The 13,252-nt window shown below is 68.7% G+C and carries 14 protein-coding genes; 5 read left to right on the top strand and 9 right to left on the bottom strand.

Annotation, left to right across the window (positions count from 1 at the left end):
• Positions 1-57 precede the first annotated feature (57 nt).
• The 3 genes from SROS_RS33440 to SROS_RS33450 all read left to right on the top strand — a co-directional run bounded on the left by SROS_RS33440 (position 58) and on the right by SROS_RS33450 (position 2,553).
• Positions 58-441, top strand: a complete 384-nt coding sequence (locus SROS_RS33440; protein WP_012893362.1) for a hypothetical protein — start codon at positions 58-60, stop codon at positions 439-441.
• Positions 442-830: 389 nt separating this feature from the next.
• Complete coding sequence (locus SROS_RS33445) at positions 831-1,301, top strand: hypothetical protein (RefSeq protein WP_245564363.1); 471 nt, start codon at positions 831-833, stop codon at positions 1,299-1,301.
• Positions 1,302-1,515: 214 nt separating this feature from the next.
• Positions 1,516-2,553 carry a GDSL-type esterase/lipase family protein gene (locus SROS_RS33450; protein ID WP_012893364.1) on the top strand — a complete coding sequence of 346 codons (1,038 nt, stop codon included), beginning with the start codon at positions 1,516-1,518 and terminating at the stop codon, positions 2,551-2,553.
• 406 nt (positions 2,554-2,959) lie between these two features.
• Here the strand turns inward: SROS_RS33450 and SROS_RS33455 are convergent, their stop codons facing one another.
• From SROS_RS33455 to SROS_RS33475, 6 genes are all read right to left on the bottom strand, one after another.
• The gene (locus tag SROS_RS33455; RefSeq protein WP_043653446.1) at positions 2,960-3,667 is read right to left on the bottom strand and encodes an alpha/beta fold hydrolase; all 708 of its coding nucleotides are present in this window, start codon (positions 3,665-3,667) and stop codon (positions 2,960-2,962) included.
• 170 nt (positions 3,668-3,837) lie between these two features.
• The gene (locus SROS_RS33460; RefSeq protein WP_169369427.1) at positions 3,838-4,515 is read right to left on the bottom strand and encodes a 4'-phosphopantetheinyl transferase family protein; all 678 of its coding nucleotides are present in this window, start codon (positions 4,513-4,515) and stop codon (positions 3,838-3,840) included.
• Positions 4,499-4,882: a hypothetical protein gene (locus SROS_RS48080; protein WP_174435271.1), complete on the bottom strand. Its 384-nt coding sequence runs from the start codon at positions 4,880-4,882 to the stop codon at positions 4,499-4,501. Before SROS_RS48080 ends, SROS_RS33460 begins: the two co-directional genes overlap by 17 nt.
• Positions 4,883-4,898: 16 nt before the next feature.
• Positions 4,899-5,063 carry a hypothetical protein gene (locus SROS_RS51360; RefSeq protein WP_169369429.1) on the bottom strand — a complete coding sequence of 55 codons (165 nt, stop codon included), beginning with the start codon at positions 5,061-5,063 and terminating at the stop codon, positions 4,899-4,901.
• Positions 5,064-6,055: 992 nt separating this feature from the next.
• Entirely contained in the window at positions 6,056-7,735 is a 1,680-nt protein-coding gene (locus SROS_RS33470) for an acyl-CoA carboxylase subunit beta (RefSeq protein ID WP_012893369.1), read from the bottom strand.
• Positions 7,736-7,808: 73 nt separating this feature from the next.
• Entirely contained in the window at positions 7,809-8,852 is a 1,044-nt protein-coding gene (locus SROS_RS33475; RefSeq protein ID WP_012893370.1) for an NAD-dependent epimerase/dehydratase family protein, read from the bottom strand.
• 505 nt (positions 8,853-9,357) lie between these two features.
• On the opposite strand from SROS_RS33475, the gene SROS_RS33480 reads away from it, so the two are divergent.
• Positions 9,358-9,645, top strand: coding sequence for a hypothetical protein (locus SROS_RS33480; RefSeq protein ID WP_012893371.1), 288 nt, complete (start codon positions 9,358-9,360; stop codon positions 9,643-9,645).
• 115 nt (positions 9,646-9,760) lie between these two features.
• Here SROS_RS33480 and SROS_RS33485 read toward each other — a convergent pair whose 3' ends face one another.
• Both SROS_RS33485 and SROS_RS33490 read right to left on the bottom strand, forming a co-directional pair.
• Positions 9,761-10,747, bottom strand: coding sequence for a helix-turn-helix domain-containing protein (locus SROS_RS33485; protein ID WP_012893372.1), 987 nt, complete (start codon positions 10,745-10,747; stop codon positions 9,761-9,763).
• A 135-nt stretch (positions 10,748-10,882) separates the two neighbouring features.
• A complete protein-coding gene (locus SROS_RS33490; protein ID WP_012893373.1) occupies positions 10,883-11,338 on the bottom strand; it encodes a MarR family winged helix-turn-helix transcriptional regulator in 456 nt (151 codons plus the stop codon).
• 478 nt (positions 11,339-11,816) lie between these two features.
• On the opposite strand from SROS_RS33490, the gene SROS_RS33495 reads away from it, so the two are divergent.
• Positions 11,817-12,239 (top strand): MarR family winged helix-turn-helix transcriptional regulator, encoded by a 423-nt coding sequence (locus SROS_RS33495; protein ID WP_169369431.1) that lies wholly within the window; start codon positions 11,817-11,819, stop codon positions 12,237-12,239.
• Positions 12,240-12,293: 54 nt separating this feature from the next.
• Here SROS_RS33495 and SROS_RS33500 read toward each other — a convergent pair whose 3' ends face one another.
• Entirely contained in the window at positions 12,294-13,214 is a 921-nt protein-coding gene (locus SROS_RS33500) for a hypothetical protein (RefSeq protein ID WP_043653451.1), read from the bottom strand.
• Positions 13,215-13,252 lie beyond the last annotated feature (38 nt).

Below are 13,252 nucleotides of genomic sequence, written 5' to 3' on the forward strand. Positions count from 1 at the left end.
GCCCTATCGGGCCGGAAATGGCCGTGGACCTTCGGTCAGATCGCCGGAGTGGGGCTCGTGGGTTCGTTGCTCGGCCCTTGCCTGTATGTCGTTGCTATCTTTGTTCTCGGGCTGGGCCCGATCGTCTTGGTCTTCGCCGCGCTCTTCGCGATGGCTGTTTTGTATGTCGTGGCGCTCATGACACCAGGCGGTTCACCGCTGACGGCGACCCCGGGCGGCAGGGTGCTGTGGGCGGGCGCGATCTTGATTCTCGGGGTGATCGGCTGGATCGCCGGGGCGTCAGCCCTCGGCAAGTTGGGACTGTCCACGACAGACCCACTGTGGTGGTCGTTGCTCAGCGCAGTCCCGTTCGCCCTGGCGGCAGCCCTCTGTGCGGGAGGGTGGACCTCGCTCGTCTCGCTTGTCCTGACCACGGCGCTGATCCTGACTGGCTGTTCCTAGGAGCAGCGGACTCGCCCGGCCCGCTTGAGCGCGGCCCGCAGCTGCCCACGGGTGAGGACGGCGGCGCGGGCGGAGATTTCCGATCCCGCGGGCGCCGGAGACGCCTTCCCGCCGCCCGATGCAACGACATCGGGAAAGACAGCAAACTCCAATAAGACACCGTCCTGACCTGCCCACGAGAATAGGCATTCAGCTTTACAGTGCCGCCGCGGAAAACGCGGGGCGAGGGCAGAGCCCACCATGCCGTGAAACGCACGGCGAACAGACGGTCGTGATTCTTGGGATCGAGGTCCGCCATGGCAACCGAGACAGCTCCGGCTCGTCATTCCCACACCTGGATATCAGCTCTCAACAGCCGATATCACAAGGCTGCGCTGGGTCTCTACCTGGTGATAGTCATAGCCCACTGGGCGGAGCACGTCTCCCAGGCGATCCAGTTGTACGTCCTGGGCTGGCCGCTCCCCGAGGCGCGCGGCGTTCTGGGGGTGCCGTTCCCCTGGCTGGTGAAGTCCGAGTGGATGCACTACGGCTACGCCCTGCTGATGCTGATCGGCCTGATCCTGCTGAGGAAGGGCTTCACCGGCAGGTCGCGGACATGGTGGAACGTGTCACTCGGAATCCAGGTGTGGCACCACTTTGAGCACCTGCTCCTGCTCCTTCAGGCGCTCACCGGCTCCAACCTGCTGGGCCGTCCCGTGCCGACCAGCATCATCCAGCTCATCGTGCCGCGGGTGGAACTCCACCTGTTCTACAACGCGATCGTCTTCCTGCCCATGGTCGTGGCGATGGTCCTCCACCGGCGCCCCCGCGGATCCGAGCGCGCCGCGATGCGCTGCGGCTGCGCCCCCGCGCACGCGTAAGGACGGTTGCGTCCCCGCGCACGCATGAGGACGGTTGCGTCCCCGTGCACGCGTGAAGAGGAGACGGCGGGTGACGCCCGGTGGCACGGCGCACCCGCCCGGCAGGTGACATACGGCGGAACCGGCCGCCCGGCAGACGGCGGGGCCGGCCAGGTCCGTTCACATCCCCCATCGACTCCGGAGGCATGCCATCCCTGGCACACACCCGAACATAATGATCGTCGGGGACTCGATCAGTCATGGCCTGGAGGGCGACTACACCTGGCGGTACCGGCTGTCGCAGAACTTCGGCAAGCACGGGTTCCCGGTCCGCTTCGCCGGGCCGGAGACGGGCACCTCGGTGCTGCCCGCGAGCCAGCCGGGTGACTATCCGGCCCGCACGGCGGACCCCATCCACAACGGCCGCTACCGGCCGGGGATCGACTTCGGCGACAGCAGGCACTACGCGAGATGGGGCCGCCTGCTCCACGAGGCCAAGGACAACATCCGGGATGCCGTCGCCGCCCACGGCGCCGACCACCTCATGGTCGAGCTCGGCTTCAACGACCTGGCCTGGGGGGTTTCCGGCCCCGGCCGGTTGACCGCGGACCTCGGGACTTTCGTTCAACGGGCCCGCGACGCCAATCCGGATGTCCAGTTCCTGGTCGCCAACGTCGTGCACCGCACCCCGCTGGACTCCGGCCCCGGCCTGGCGGACGTCATCACCGCGTACAACGAGGGGTTGCCGTCCACGCTGGCGGCGATGTCGACGGCTCGGTCGGCGGTCGTCCCCGTCGACCTCGCCGGCGTCTACGACCCCGGTGGCGACACCTATGACGGCCTCCACCCGAACAGCGTCGGCGAGTTCAAGATCGCCAAAGCGTTCGCCGACGCCTTCTCGGCGGTGTTCGGTCGCGGCCGGATCGACTTCCTCGACCCGGTCCCCCGTACGGCCGACCCGCTTGCGATCTCCCCACCGGCCGGTATCGCCGCCACCCCGCACGACTCGTCCATCAGCGTCTCGTGGCCGCACGTGTTCGGCGCGAGCGGATACTGGCTCTACTGGCGTGATGTCACCGCCGGGCAGGGCTTCCAGAGGTCACCGCTGCCGATACTCGCCGACAGCCTGGAAGTGCCCGCCGAGCGCGGGCACACCTACGAGTTCATGGTCAGCGGCGCGCGCGGACACCAGGAGACCCCGACCACGCGGATCGCCGCCGTCCTCGCCGGGCAGCCGGCACTGTCCCTGGCGGGCGGCCTGGCCGGACGCTGAGCCTCCTGCGGACCGGACGCCGAACCTGCGGCGGACCGGGTTCGACCGCGGCCGGATGCGGAGCCTGCGGTGGACCGGGTGCCGAACCTGCGATGGACCGGGTTCGACCGCGGACCGGATGCCAAGCCTGCGGCGGACCGCTTCGACGGCGGACCGGATGCCGAACCTGCGGCGGACCGCTTCGACGGCTGTGCCGGGGACCCGTGCCGGTATGTCCGCACCGGCGTCCGCGTGCCGGCGGCACCTGCGCGGGCCGGTGACCGCCACCGGGCGGTGGCCTCGGGTCAGGCGTCCGCCGGCGTCCGTGACAGCGTGTCGGTCGCCGGCGGGAAGGCAGGATCGGGTGGCAGAGGTGCGCGGCACCGTCGCCACGTCGTGATCTCCGCGGGGCGGGCTCGCCGCCCGGTCAGTTCTGCTGGGAGGCGATGCCGGCGAGCAGCGCGACGAGCTGCTCGGGGGCCGACACCATCGGCCAGTGGCCGGTCTTGAGAGTGTGGAAGTCCCAGTTCGGCTCGGCGCGCATGGCCGCGACGTCGTCGGAGACCTTGCCGTCGAAGTGTTCCATCTCGCACATGACGTAGCTTGCCCGCTGCTGTGCCAGCGGCCGCGTCAGGACGGCCGGCTCGGACAGCGTGCGCCCGGGATGGCCGACGAAACGCTCCACCAGCCACCGCGCCTGCTCGACGGACAGGTCCTGCCCGTCGGCCACGACCGTGGCGTCCGGGATCGGCCAGCGGCCCCGGTTCTCGTCGATCAACTGGAGCTCGCCGGCACGTTGGCGTTCCGGGAAGGCCTGGAGCATCGAAACACCGTCATGGGGCAGGAACCCTTCGACGAACACGGTGCGCGCCACCCGGCCGGGGGCGCGGTCAGCGACCTGACCGGCCACGATGCCCGAATAGCTGTGGCCCACGAGAATGACGTCTCTCAGGTCGTCCGCCTCCAGGAGCGACAGCACATCATCGACATGGGTGGCCAGGCCCACACTGGAGACATCGGTATCAGGGGCGGCCAGTCCCGACAGCGTGACCGGGCGGACGTGATGACCGAGCGTGCGCAGGCCGCAGGTCACCGGCTCCCAGACCCAGGCGCCCATCCAAGGGCCAGGAATCAAGACGAAATGGTTTTTCACGGCAGGTCAGCTTCCTCTCCTTTACTCTAAGGCTGCCTTGAATAATGTAGAAATCGGACCTATTAGCACATTACGTCCGCAGGTCGGCCACCTTGCCGTCCATGACTTTCCACATTCATTCAGCAGCCTCTTACCGGTCTAGTCAAGACTTGTCAGGCGGCCATGCTCACCGGGGCGGAGAGCTGGATCAGATGAAGGTCGAGGGCGTCCGACTCCGACACGATGATCGGGAGGTCGTCGGCGAGGACCGCGACGACGCCGGCGTACCCGCCACCAGGGGCAAGGGGGTGGATTTGCACCGTACTTGGATGGATGTCCAGCGGCCAGCCGAGCAGTGCGGGTTCTTCCTGTGGACCGCTGACCTCGACCTGGTCCGGAGGGATCCGCAGCCCGTGGCCTGTCGCCTTGAGGACTGCTTCTTTACATACCCATATGCGGGCGAAAGCAGCGTTCTGCTCGTGCTCGGGGAGCGCCTGCAGGACCGCCAGCTCGGCCGGCGACAGCGCGCACTGCGCGAGCCCGTCGACCGGGCCGGTGGGCACCTCCTCCACGTCGACCCCCAGCGGCCCGGCGGTGCTCAAGGCCACCGCGACGCGGTTGCCCGCGTGGGAGACGGAGACATGCAGGTCGATCCCCACGCTGCGGACGTACGGCTTGCCGTGCGGTTTGTCGCAGTCCGGGCACCGCCGCTCGACGATGACGGCCGCGGGAGGGACGCCGAGCTGGGCCGCCGCGGTGGTGCGCAACAACCAGCACGCCGTGAGAAAGCGGCGCCGGTCCTGATCACGGTGGTAGGTCGAGGCCCGCTTCAGCTCAGTTCCACTGAGCACGCTGGTCAGGACGTCGATCGGCTGATCCCGTGGATCCGCCCACCACACGCTGCACTCTCCAGTCTGCAAAACGGGAGTAATCATGGGTTGCCTCCTTTGGTTCGCGGTTCTCAGTGGTCAATGTGTGGCATGTCGCGAGTTTCCAGTGGCTGACCGTCGGGTCGGTGAGAATCGCAACCACCCTGACGCAGATCTGCTCACTTGTTATGTCCTCATCGGTCTGGATACGGATGACTATTTCTCCGGTGGCCTGCTTGAGGTCCTTGCGCCATTTCTCCGGCAGAAGCGCCAGAATCCGGATTCCGTCGATTGGCGAATTACCCGACGGCTCTCCCCCGGTCCGCCGCATCGTCAGTTCAACCAACATGAGTGGATACCTCCGCCTAGTCCCAGGTGGTGCCGTCAGTGGACGCGGAGCCCCATGGGGTGCCGGCGGCCGCGAACTGCGACTCGACGCCCCACGGGCCGCCCTCGGCGGCCGGCGCGGAGTGGCCGCCGATGACGGCGGAACACAGGACAGCGCCGGCGACAATTGCGGGCGAAAACATTGCAGTGACGTTGAAACTGCCTGGGGACAAGATTGGGATCTTCATTTCTTCATCCATTTTCTCGGGCTGCGTATTTGTTCTTGCACACCTAACTCTGCGCTCTCCGCAGCCCATGGACCAGGCAGATCAAAGGCAGCAAGTTGCCTGCCGCTAGCCGCTTCCTGCCAAACGGGTGCCGGACGGCCCGCGAGCACCGGGCAGGAACGGGACAACTGCCGGTGGCGGGTCCGGGCGGCAGACATCCGCCTTCCGGGACACAGGCGCCCGCCTCCCGGGACAAGGGACGCGACAGCCGCCCGTCCAACGACGACCGCCCCGGACCGGAGGCGGTCCGGGGCGGTACAGGGCGCGCCACGGGACGATCCAAAGGCATGCGGGTGCCCGGGAAGGCCCGGAGGCTGCGTGGAAGGGGAGGCTGCGCGTGGAAGGGGAGGCTGTGTGGGAGGCCCGGAGGCTGTGTGGAAGGCCCGGAGGTGACACCGAGAGGTGGCGGAGGCCCGGAAGGCACTACCGGGCTTCCGGGACGGTACGGGGTGCCAGGGAAGGCCCGGGGGTGGTGCGGGGCGCGTGGAAAGACCCGGAGGCGGTGCGGGCGTGCGGGAAGGAGTCTGCGCGGGAGCGCGCTGGAGACCCGGAAGCGATACGGGAGCGCGCTGGAGACCCGGAAGCGATACGGGAGCGCGCTGGAGACCCGGAAGCGATACGGGAGCGCGTCGGAGCCCCGGAAGCGATACGGGAGTGCGTCGGAGCCCCGGAGGCGGCACAGGGTTTTTGGAGGGGCCCGGAGGCGGCACGGGCGCCCGGAGACGGTGCGGGAGCGAGCGGCGGTCGGGCGGCGGCACGGGAGGGCTGGAGGAGCGCGGATCCGCCCGCGGCCTCAGCGGCGGTGGGCGCGGTGAGACCGGCGCGGCCGGCCGCCGCGCCGGTCTCATGCCGGCGCGGTCAGCCCGCCGTGGACCGGCCGGTGCCCACCGGCCGGTGCCGGCCGCTGTCTACAGGGGCACGTTCCCGTGTTTGCGCTGCGGCGGCTGCTTGCGCTTGTCGCGCAGCATCGCCAGCCCCCTGGCGACCGCGGACCGCGTCTGCACCGGGTCGATCACGTCGTCGACCAGTCCGCGCTCGGCGGCGTAGTGCGGGTGCACGAGCTGTTCGGAATACTCGGCGACCAGCTCCGAGCGGAGCTCGGCGGGGTCCGCGGCGGCGGCCAGCTCCCTGCGGAAGATGACGTTCACGGCGCCCTCGGCGCCCATCACGGCGATCTCGTTCGTCGGCCACGCCAGCGAGAGGTCGGTGCCGATGGAACGCGAGTCCATCACGATGTACGCCCCGCCGTACGCCTTGCGCAGAATGACCTGGATCCGCGGCACGGTCGCCTCGCAGTAGGCGTACAGCAGCTTGGCGCCATGCCGGATGATCCCCGCGTACTCCTGATCGGTGCCCGGCAGGAAACCGGGCACATCGACCAGTGTCACCAGCGGGATGCTGAAGGCATCGCAGAACCGTACGAACCGTGCGGCCTTCTGCGACGCGGCGACATCCAGCACACCGGCCAGCACCATGGGCTGGTTGCCGACCACGCCGACCACGTCACCGTCGATCCGGGCCAGCACGCAGATGACGTTCGGGGCCCAGTTCTCATGCAGTTCGAGGAAGTCACCGTCGTCCACCAGCTCGGCGACGACCTGCCGCATGTCGTAGGGCTTGTTCGGCTCGACCGGGACTATCTCGGCCAGCCGGGGCCGCACATCCGTGGCCGCGTCGCAGGAGGGCGCACTCGGGGGAAGGTCCAGATTGTTGCTGGGCAGCATCGAGACGAGATAGCGCACGTCCTCAAGACAGCTCTCCTCGTCGTCGTGCACGAACGTGGCCACACCCGATCGGCCGCCGTGGACCTCCGCACCGCCGAGCTCGGCATGGGTGACCCGCTGGCCGCTCACCGCCTCGACGACATCGGGCCCGGTCAGGTACATCTGAGCGGTGTCGCGGACCATGAAGGTGAAGTCGGCCAGTGCCGTGGAGTAGGCGGCTCCCCCCGCACACGGCCCGAGCACGACGCTGATCTGCGGTATCACCCCGGATGCCTGGACATTGCGCTGGAAGATCCCGCCATAGCCGTTGAGTGACATCACCCCTTCCTGGATCCGGGCGCCCCCGCTGTCGTTCAGCCCGATGAAGGGGGATCCGGTGGAGATCGCCAGGTCCATCACCTTGTGGATCTTCGAGGCGTGCGCCTCGCCGAGCGACCCGCCGAAGAGGGTGAAGTCCTGGGCGTAGACGAACACCCGGCGGCCGTGGATCGTGCCGGACCCCGTGACCACACCGTCGGTGTGCGGGCGCTGCTCCTCGATCCTCAGGCCGTGCGCCTGATGGCGGCGGTACATGTCGATCTCGGTGAACGACCCCTCGTCCAGCAGCAGGTCTATCCGCTCCCGCGCCGTGCGCTTGCCGAGCGTGTGCTGCCGGTCGACCGCCTGGCGGCGGCCGGCGACGACCTCCTCGCGCAGTCGCTCGCGCTGCTCGCGCAGCAGGCTCATGGACCGGATCTGCGGCGGCGGGGCCGGCGGCTTCGCGTGAAGACGCCCGTTCGGGTGCTCGTCGGGACGGCCGTTGACGCCCTCCTCGGCCGGCGCGGGCAGGGGAACGAGAATGAAATCGAGCTCCGAGGTGCTCATCGGCGTTTCTCCCCCTCGTTACCCAAGGCTCCGGCCCTCCGGGCGGTCCGCTCGCTCATGGGGGCATCTCCCGTCATTGCGTTGGTACAGACGACAGGCTCGGCCGGCCGGAACCCGCCTGCCGAGCGGACAGGTGACCGCTCTCCCGCAGCCAGCGCACCGTGTCACCGACGGTCTCGGCGATGGGCCGTGGACTGATCCCATGAGTGCTGACGCCCTCGGCCGGGCGCGTGGCGCAGGCACACGTGTAGATGGCTCCGTACTCGGCCGGGATGTGCCACGGCCACACACGCTGCACGAGGTCGACGAACCGCCCGACCGGGATCATCCCCCGAGCCGGGAGGAAGATCGTCGGCAGTGCGCGTCCGGTGACCTCGCGCAGCACCTCCACGTACTGGCGTGTGGAGAGGTAGCGGCCCGGTCCGAAGTGGCGGCCCGGCCTGTCACCCGGTGCGGCGAGCAGCCGGGCGTGCAGCGCCGCGGTGTCCCGCACGTCGCCGACCGGGAACCCGCCCAGAGGCCACAGAGGCGTCAGTCCGCGGAGCACGCTGCGGAGCCGGGCGTTCTGGTCGCCCAGATTCGGGTCGTCCGGGCCCAGCAGGGCGGGCGGGTATGTGATCACCACCGGAGCTCCCTCGGCCTGGTGCCGGCGTGCGATGACCTCGGCCGCGGCCTTGCTCGCCATGTACGTCTCGCGAGGCCGGCCGACGGGCGAGTCCTCATGGATCACCTGTCCCCGCGCCGGGAACATCGCCACGACGCTGGAGACGTGGATGATCGGGTCCGCGCCCGCCCGCCGCGCGGCGTCGAGCACGATTTCGGTACCCCGTTCGTTGACCTGCCGCATTCTCATGTGGAGCCTGCTGTCGAAGGAATACACCGACGCCGCGTGCAGCACGGCGTCGGCGCCCCGTACGGCGCGGGCCACGCTGTCCGCGTCCGTGACGTCTCCGGTGACCACGTCGACGGCATCGAGGTCGACGTTCAACGGCGCCAGAGCGCGCTTCACCTTGGACACGTCGCGGACGAGCATGCGGACCCGGTGGCCCATCCCCACAATCGCCGCAACCGAATGGGCACCGACGAATCCAGTACCGCCGGTCGCGCTCACCAGCATCAGACCATCTCCTCTAATCCACACCCAGTGAAATACTCCTGCCTCCCTCCTGTCATCTCCGAGTGTGCTTCACCCGCCGGCACGGAACCGCGGGCAACCGCGCGGACCGTCCGGAGAGGATTTCCCCGCTGCGCCGGACCGGCGTTCAACAGCCGATTTTCCGGCTCGGGAAAAAGGCCGGAAACAATCGCGCGCCGACATATTCGACCGCGCCCTCGCACGCGAAACTCCGGGGAAACGCCTTGGAAGGCGATCCCGCCGGATCTGCTTCACCGGGGCATTTCCCGCCGGCGTGCGGAGATTCCCGCTGATGCGCGGAGACGGCCGCCGGCCGGGACGGGCGCGGCGCCCCGGGGCGCGCACGCGGCCGGCGGACGGAGCCTCCGGCCGCCCCGGCGGCGCCGCCTTCGAGCCACCGGCCTCCGGTATCATCCGGTGAGCCGCCGGCGCCCCTTCCACGTCGGCCCGGCCGGCGCCAACCGGGACTAGGCGGAGGCATCCAGCCATGTTGGTCGAGTTGACGATGCGCCGGACCGCAGGAGAGCCGGTGGGCAATTCACCGGTCGACGGGATCCGGATCCTGGCGCTTCTGCCGGAGAGATGGCGCAAGGACCTCAGGCAGGCCACCGGAGACGTCGTGATCCGCGTCCACACCGATGAGGACGTGACCGGCGCGCAGATACGGGCCGAAGCGATCGAGGCTCTCACCGATCCCGCGATCAGCCATTGGGAGCTCGCGGACTGTCACGTCCTGACCATCGGCCGTCCCGGACCGGGGAGGGACGCCCTCTGACCCCTGCCGCCCCTCGCCCCCTGCCGTCCCTCCTGGAGCCCGCTCCCACCGGTGCCCGCCGGGAGCCCACCGATCCCGGGAAGGCCGCGACGCGGGCCCGGCCGGCGCGGCTCGGTCAGATCCAGTTCTCCTCCTTGGCGCGCAGGGCGGCCTGGAAGCGGTTGACGGCACCGAGCCGCGCCATGAGGTCCGCGACGTAACGACGGTACGTCCGGACGGAGACATCGATCTCGCGTGCGGCGATCTCGTCCTTGTCGGCCGTCGCCATCACCGCGAGCACCCGCTTCTCCAGATCGGACAGCAGCGGCGCGCCGGTGGAAGGCTCGGTGAAATCACGGAGATCGACGGCGGACTGCCACACGCCGTCGAAATAGGTGACCAACTGGGAGACCAGGCCGGGTTCCCGTACGAGTAGCGCGCCCCGCGAGCTCTCTTTCGGATTTATCGGCACAACCGCTACGCTGCGATCAAAAATCAGCATACGGTCCATGGGGTCTTCTGTAATGTGAATCTGCCCGCCAAGACTGACAACGTCACGCAGATATGCCGCCATAAATGGATCGTCAAGTGCTTTAGGGTGATAAACCGCTTTTACCGCAAGGCCGCGACGCAGAGAGCGCGTATCCAGCGGGAGCGCCGTCTCGATGGCACCCCGCGAGAGCGGCCCGCCCGGATGCAGGCACAGCGTCTCCTTGTAGGAGAAGAACCCGAGGTCGTCGAGCCGCTGCCGGACCTGGTCGAGACCTTCCACGCGTTCGATGTCGAGCACCGGCGTCGAGTTCTCGCCGTGCCGCTGGTCCTCCACGAGGGAGGCGATGGCGTCGCGCGCCGCCAGAACGCGGCGGATCTCCATGTTGAGCTGGTCCAGGCGCTGCTCCACCAGGCGCTCGATCCCGATCCTCGGCTCCGTCGCCACCACGCGGTGACGGTCGGTGAGGTCGAGCAGGGACAGCCGGCCCAGGACCTCGGCCGCGGCCTCGATCGTGTCGGGATCCAGGTTGAGCGCCTGCCGTACCGAGCCGATCCCCTCGCCACGGTGTCGCAGGAAGTACCGGTAGAGCTCCTCGGCCTCAGCCGAAATACCGATGACGGAAATGTCCATGGCTCACCTCCCGGCCATGTACTTTCACGCAGGGTGGCGACTTCGGGCTACTCCACCCGTGCCCAACTCCATGGATATGTATATTTACAAACTATCAGACGTCAGATCATTCGTAAACCCTCATATAGCACCGGCTCAGGCCCCGCCCGCCAGTTGCGCGAGGATCCGGTTGAGATGAGCGCGGTCCTCGCGCGTCAGCCTGCCGATCACGCGGTCGTGGACCGCGGCGGTCACCGGATGGAGCACCTCCACGAGCAGGGCGCGCCCGGCGTCGGTCAGCTCGATCGAGTAGGCCCGCCGGTCGGCCCGGTCACGGCTCCGCACGACCAGCCCGCGCTGCTCGAGGACATCGATGATGTGCACCATCGTCGACCGGTCGACGGCGAGCCGCCGACCGATCTCCTGCTGCGAGAGCGGGCCGGACGCTTCGAGCACGCCGAGCACGCCGTAGTCGCGCCAGCGGAGGTCGTCATCCTTCAGCACCTCCTCCAGCTCCAACGTGACCTCACGCGCCGCACCGTTGAGCAGCCAGCCGGTGGACTCGGCCAGCAGTCCCGGAGCCGGCGCGGGCTCGCTCCCGTCTCCACCCATAGCCCCACCCCTTTCCAGCGGATCAGCGGTTTCCCGGCGGATCAGCGGTCAGCCTTCCTGCTCGTCGGCCACCTCGAACAGGTCCACGCCGAGCACGATCTCATGGACCTCATCCCACGTGGTGCCGGCGTCAGGGCCGCCTCGGCCTTCGGACACGGAGTCTCCTCACCTAGGGCGGCCGCGGAACCCTGAGCAGAGTCCCCACCACCCTCCCACATTAATCAGCTTCACAGATCCTCAGCATTCCTGTCAATCAGCATCGCTGATGATTTAGATTCGGCTGTTGCGCTGCGCATGGCAGCGTGTGACACTCTTGGCTTATAGGGTGTGACGCTCTTGCCATATATGAGCATGCTTGATATGGGCACTTTGGCGCATTATGCAACACATGACCGCTGAAGGGACGTATGTGAGCGCTGATTCTCCGAGTACGGATCTTCCCCTTGCGGACTTTATGTCCAGCTCCACCAGCCTATTGGTGAGCAAGGCCAACGATCTTTTCGTCGAGATCTTCGAATCGGCGGTAGAGCCCTTCGGGCTGCGGTCGAAGGATTTCATCGTGCTCACCGCCATCGACTCCATGGGACCCCAGTCCCAGCAGCAGCTCGCCCGCACCCACGGCATCGACAGGACCACCATGGTCAGCGTCGTCGACGGGCTGGAGCGGCTCGGCCTCGTTCAGCGGGCGCGCAACCCCGACGACCGGCGTAAGTATGCGATCGGCCTCACCAGCGAGGGACAGGCCCTCCTGCGCCACAAGCTCACCCCGACCATGCTGAACGCCATGGACGCCTTCCTCGCTCCGCTCACCCCGGACGAGCGCGAGCTGTTCAACAAGCTCCTCTGGCGCCTGGTGTACGAACGCCCTCCGGCGAAATCCAGCGGAGCCGGTGCGTCCTAGAACGGCCGGCGTGTCCCCGGGAGGTCCGGCGCCTGCCGGAGGGCCCGCGCGTCCTCAGGGGACGGGGCACGGAAGCGTCGTGCCGGGCGGCACGGTCCGGTAACAGGCCGCGCCGGGGCACACCACCTTCACCGGGTCATCGAATGCCCCGAAGCCGACCAGGACCGGTTCGTGCCCGAACCGGCGGGAGGCGATGTCGGCCCAGCCGAACGCCTCGTCCCGGGAGACGGGCTCGTCGGCCCGCGACGGATCCGCGTCGACGGCGGAACGCTCAAGGTAGGCCAGGTAGTCGGCCTCGCGATGCCACACCGTCAGGCGGCGCAGGGAGTCGGCCACGGGAAGCGTGTCCCAAGGCTGTGCCCGTGCCGCCACCGCGCGCAGGAACGCCTCGCCGACCGCCGCCTTCACCGACCGGGCGGCGGCGGTGGCTATCGTGGTCCCCTCCCCGCTGACGCCGACGACGGCGATCTGGAAATCGGGGCCGGGAAGCACGAACGCCGACACCCAGAGCCCGAGAGCGGACACCGCGGACGCGACGCTCGCGGGAATCAACCGCTCCAGGTGCTCGGAGACCCTCAGGAGCGGCATCCGCGGACTCGCCCACCAGCGTGTGACAACGTCATGGGCGAGAAGGTCGGCGATCGCACCGGAGGCGCCGTCGGAGCGGTCGTCCACCACGCCGACCACGGTGGGCTCCACCCGGCAGTCCCGTTCGCCCATCCATACGACCTCGGCCGGGAGAAGGTAGCGCTCCCCGCTCAGCATGCCGACGCCGGCGACGCTCACATGACGGTCGGCGGGGGGTTCCGGCATGAAGTCGGCCAGGCACAGCTCCCTGCCGTCGTCGCCGCCGCAGGGCCGCGCGACCCCGTCGGGAATCCGGTACAGAGCGTCCATGGCGGTGGCCCGCAACTCCGCCCTGGTGAGCGCGGCGTCCGGGGAGAAACCGGCCGCGACGGTGACGACCCCGGACACGGGCCGTTGCGCGTACGCGAGGTGGACCTCCCCGCCAA

The organism is Streptosporangium roseum DSM 43021 (genome assembly GCF_000024865.1).
Classification (GTDB): domain Bacteria; phylum Actinomycetota; class Actinomycetes; order Streptosporangiales; family Streptosporangiaceae; genus Streptosporangium; species Streptosporangium roseum.

Coding starts and splice junctions, on each gene's coding strand:
- SROS_RS33480 (WP_012893371.1), top strand. CDS start 9,358: ATGTTGGTCGAGTTGACGATGCGCCGGACCGCAGGAGAGCCGGTGGGC.
- SROS_RS33450 (WP_012893364.1), top strand. CDS start 1,516: ATGATCGTCGGGGACTCGATCAGTCATGGCCTGGAGGGCGACTACACC.
- SROS_RS33470 (WP_012893369.1), bottom strand. CDS start 7,735: ATGAGCACCTCGGAGCTCGATTTCATTCTCGTTCCCCTGCCCGCGCCG.
- SROS_RS33485 (WP_012893372.1), bottom strand. CDS start 10,747: ATGGACATTTCCGTCATCGGTATTTCGGCTGAGGCCGAGGAGCTCTAC.
- SROS_RS51360 (WP_169369429.1), bottom strand. CDS start 5,063: ATGTTTTCGCCCGCAATTGTCGCCGGCGCTGTCCTGTGTTCCGCCGTC.
- SROS_RS33490 (WP_012893373.1), bottom strand. CDS start 11,338: ATGGGTGGAGACGGGAGCGAGCCCGCGCCGGCTCCGGGACTGCTGGCC.
- SROS_RS48080 (WP_174435271.1), bottom strand. CDS start 4,882: ATGTTGGTTGAACTGACGATGCGGCGGACCGGGGGAGAGCCGTCGGGT.
- SROS_RS33475 (WP_012893370.1), bottom strand. CDS start 8,852: ATGCTGGTGAGCGCGACCGGCGGTACTGGATTCGTCGGTGCCCATTCG.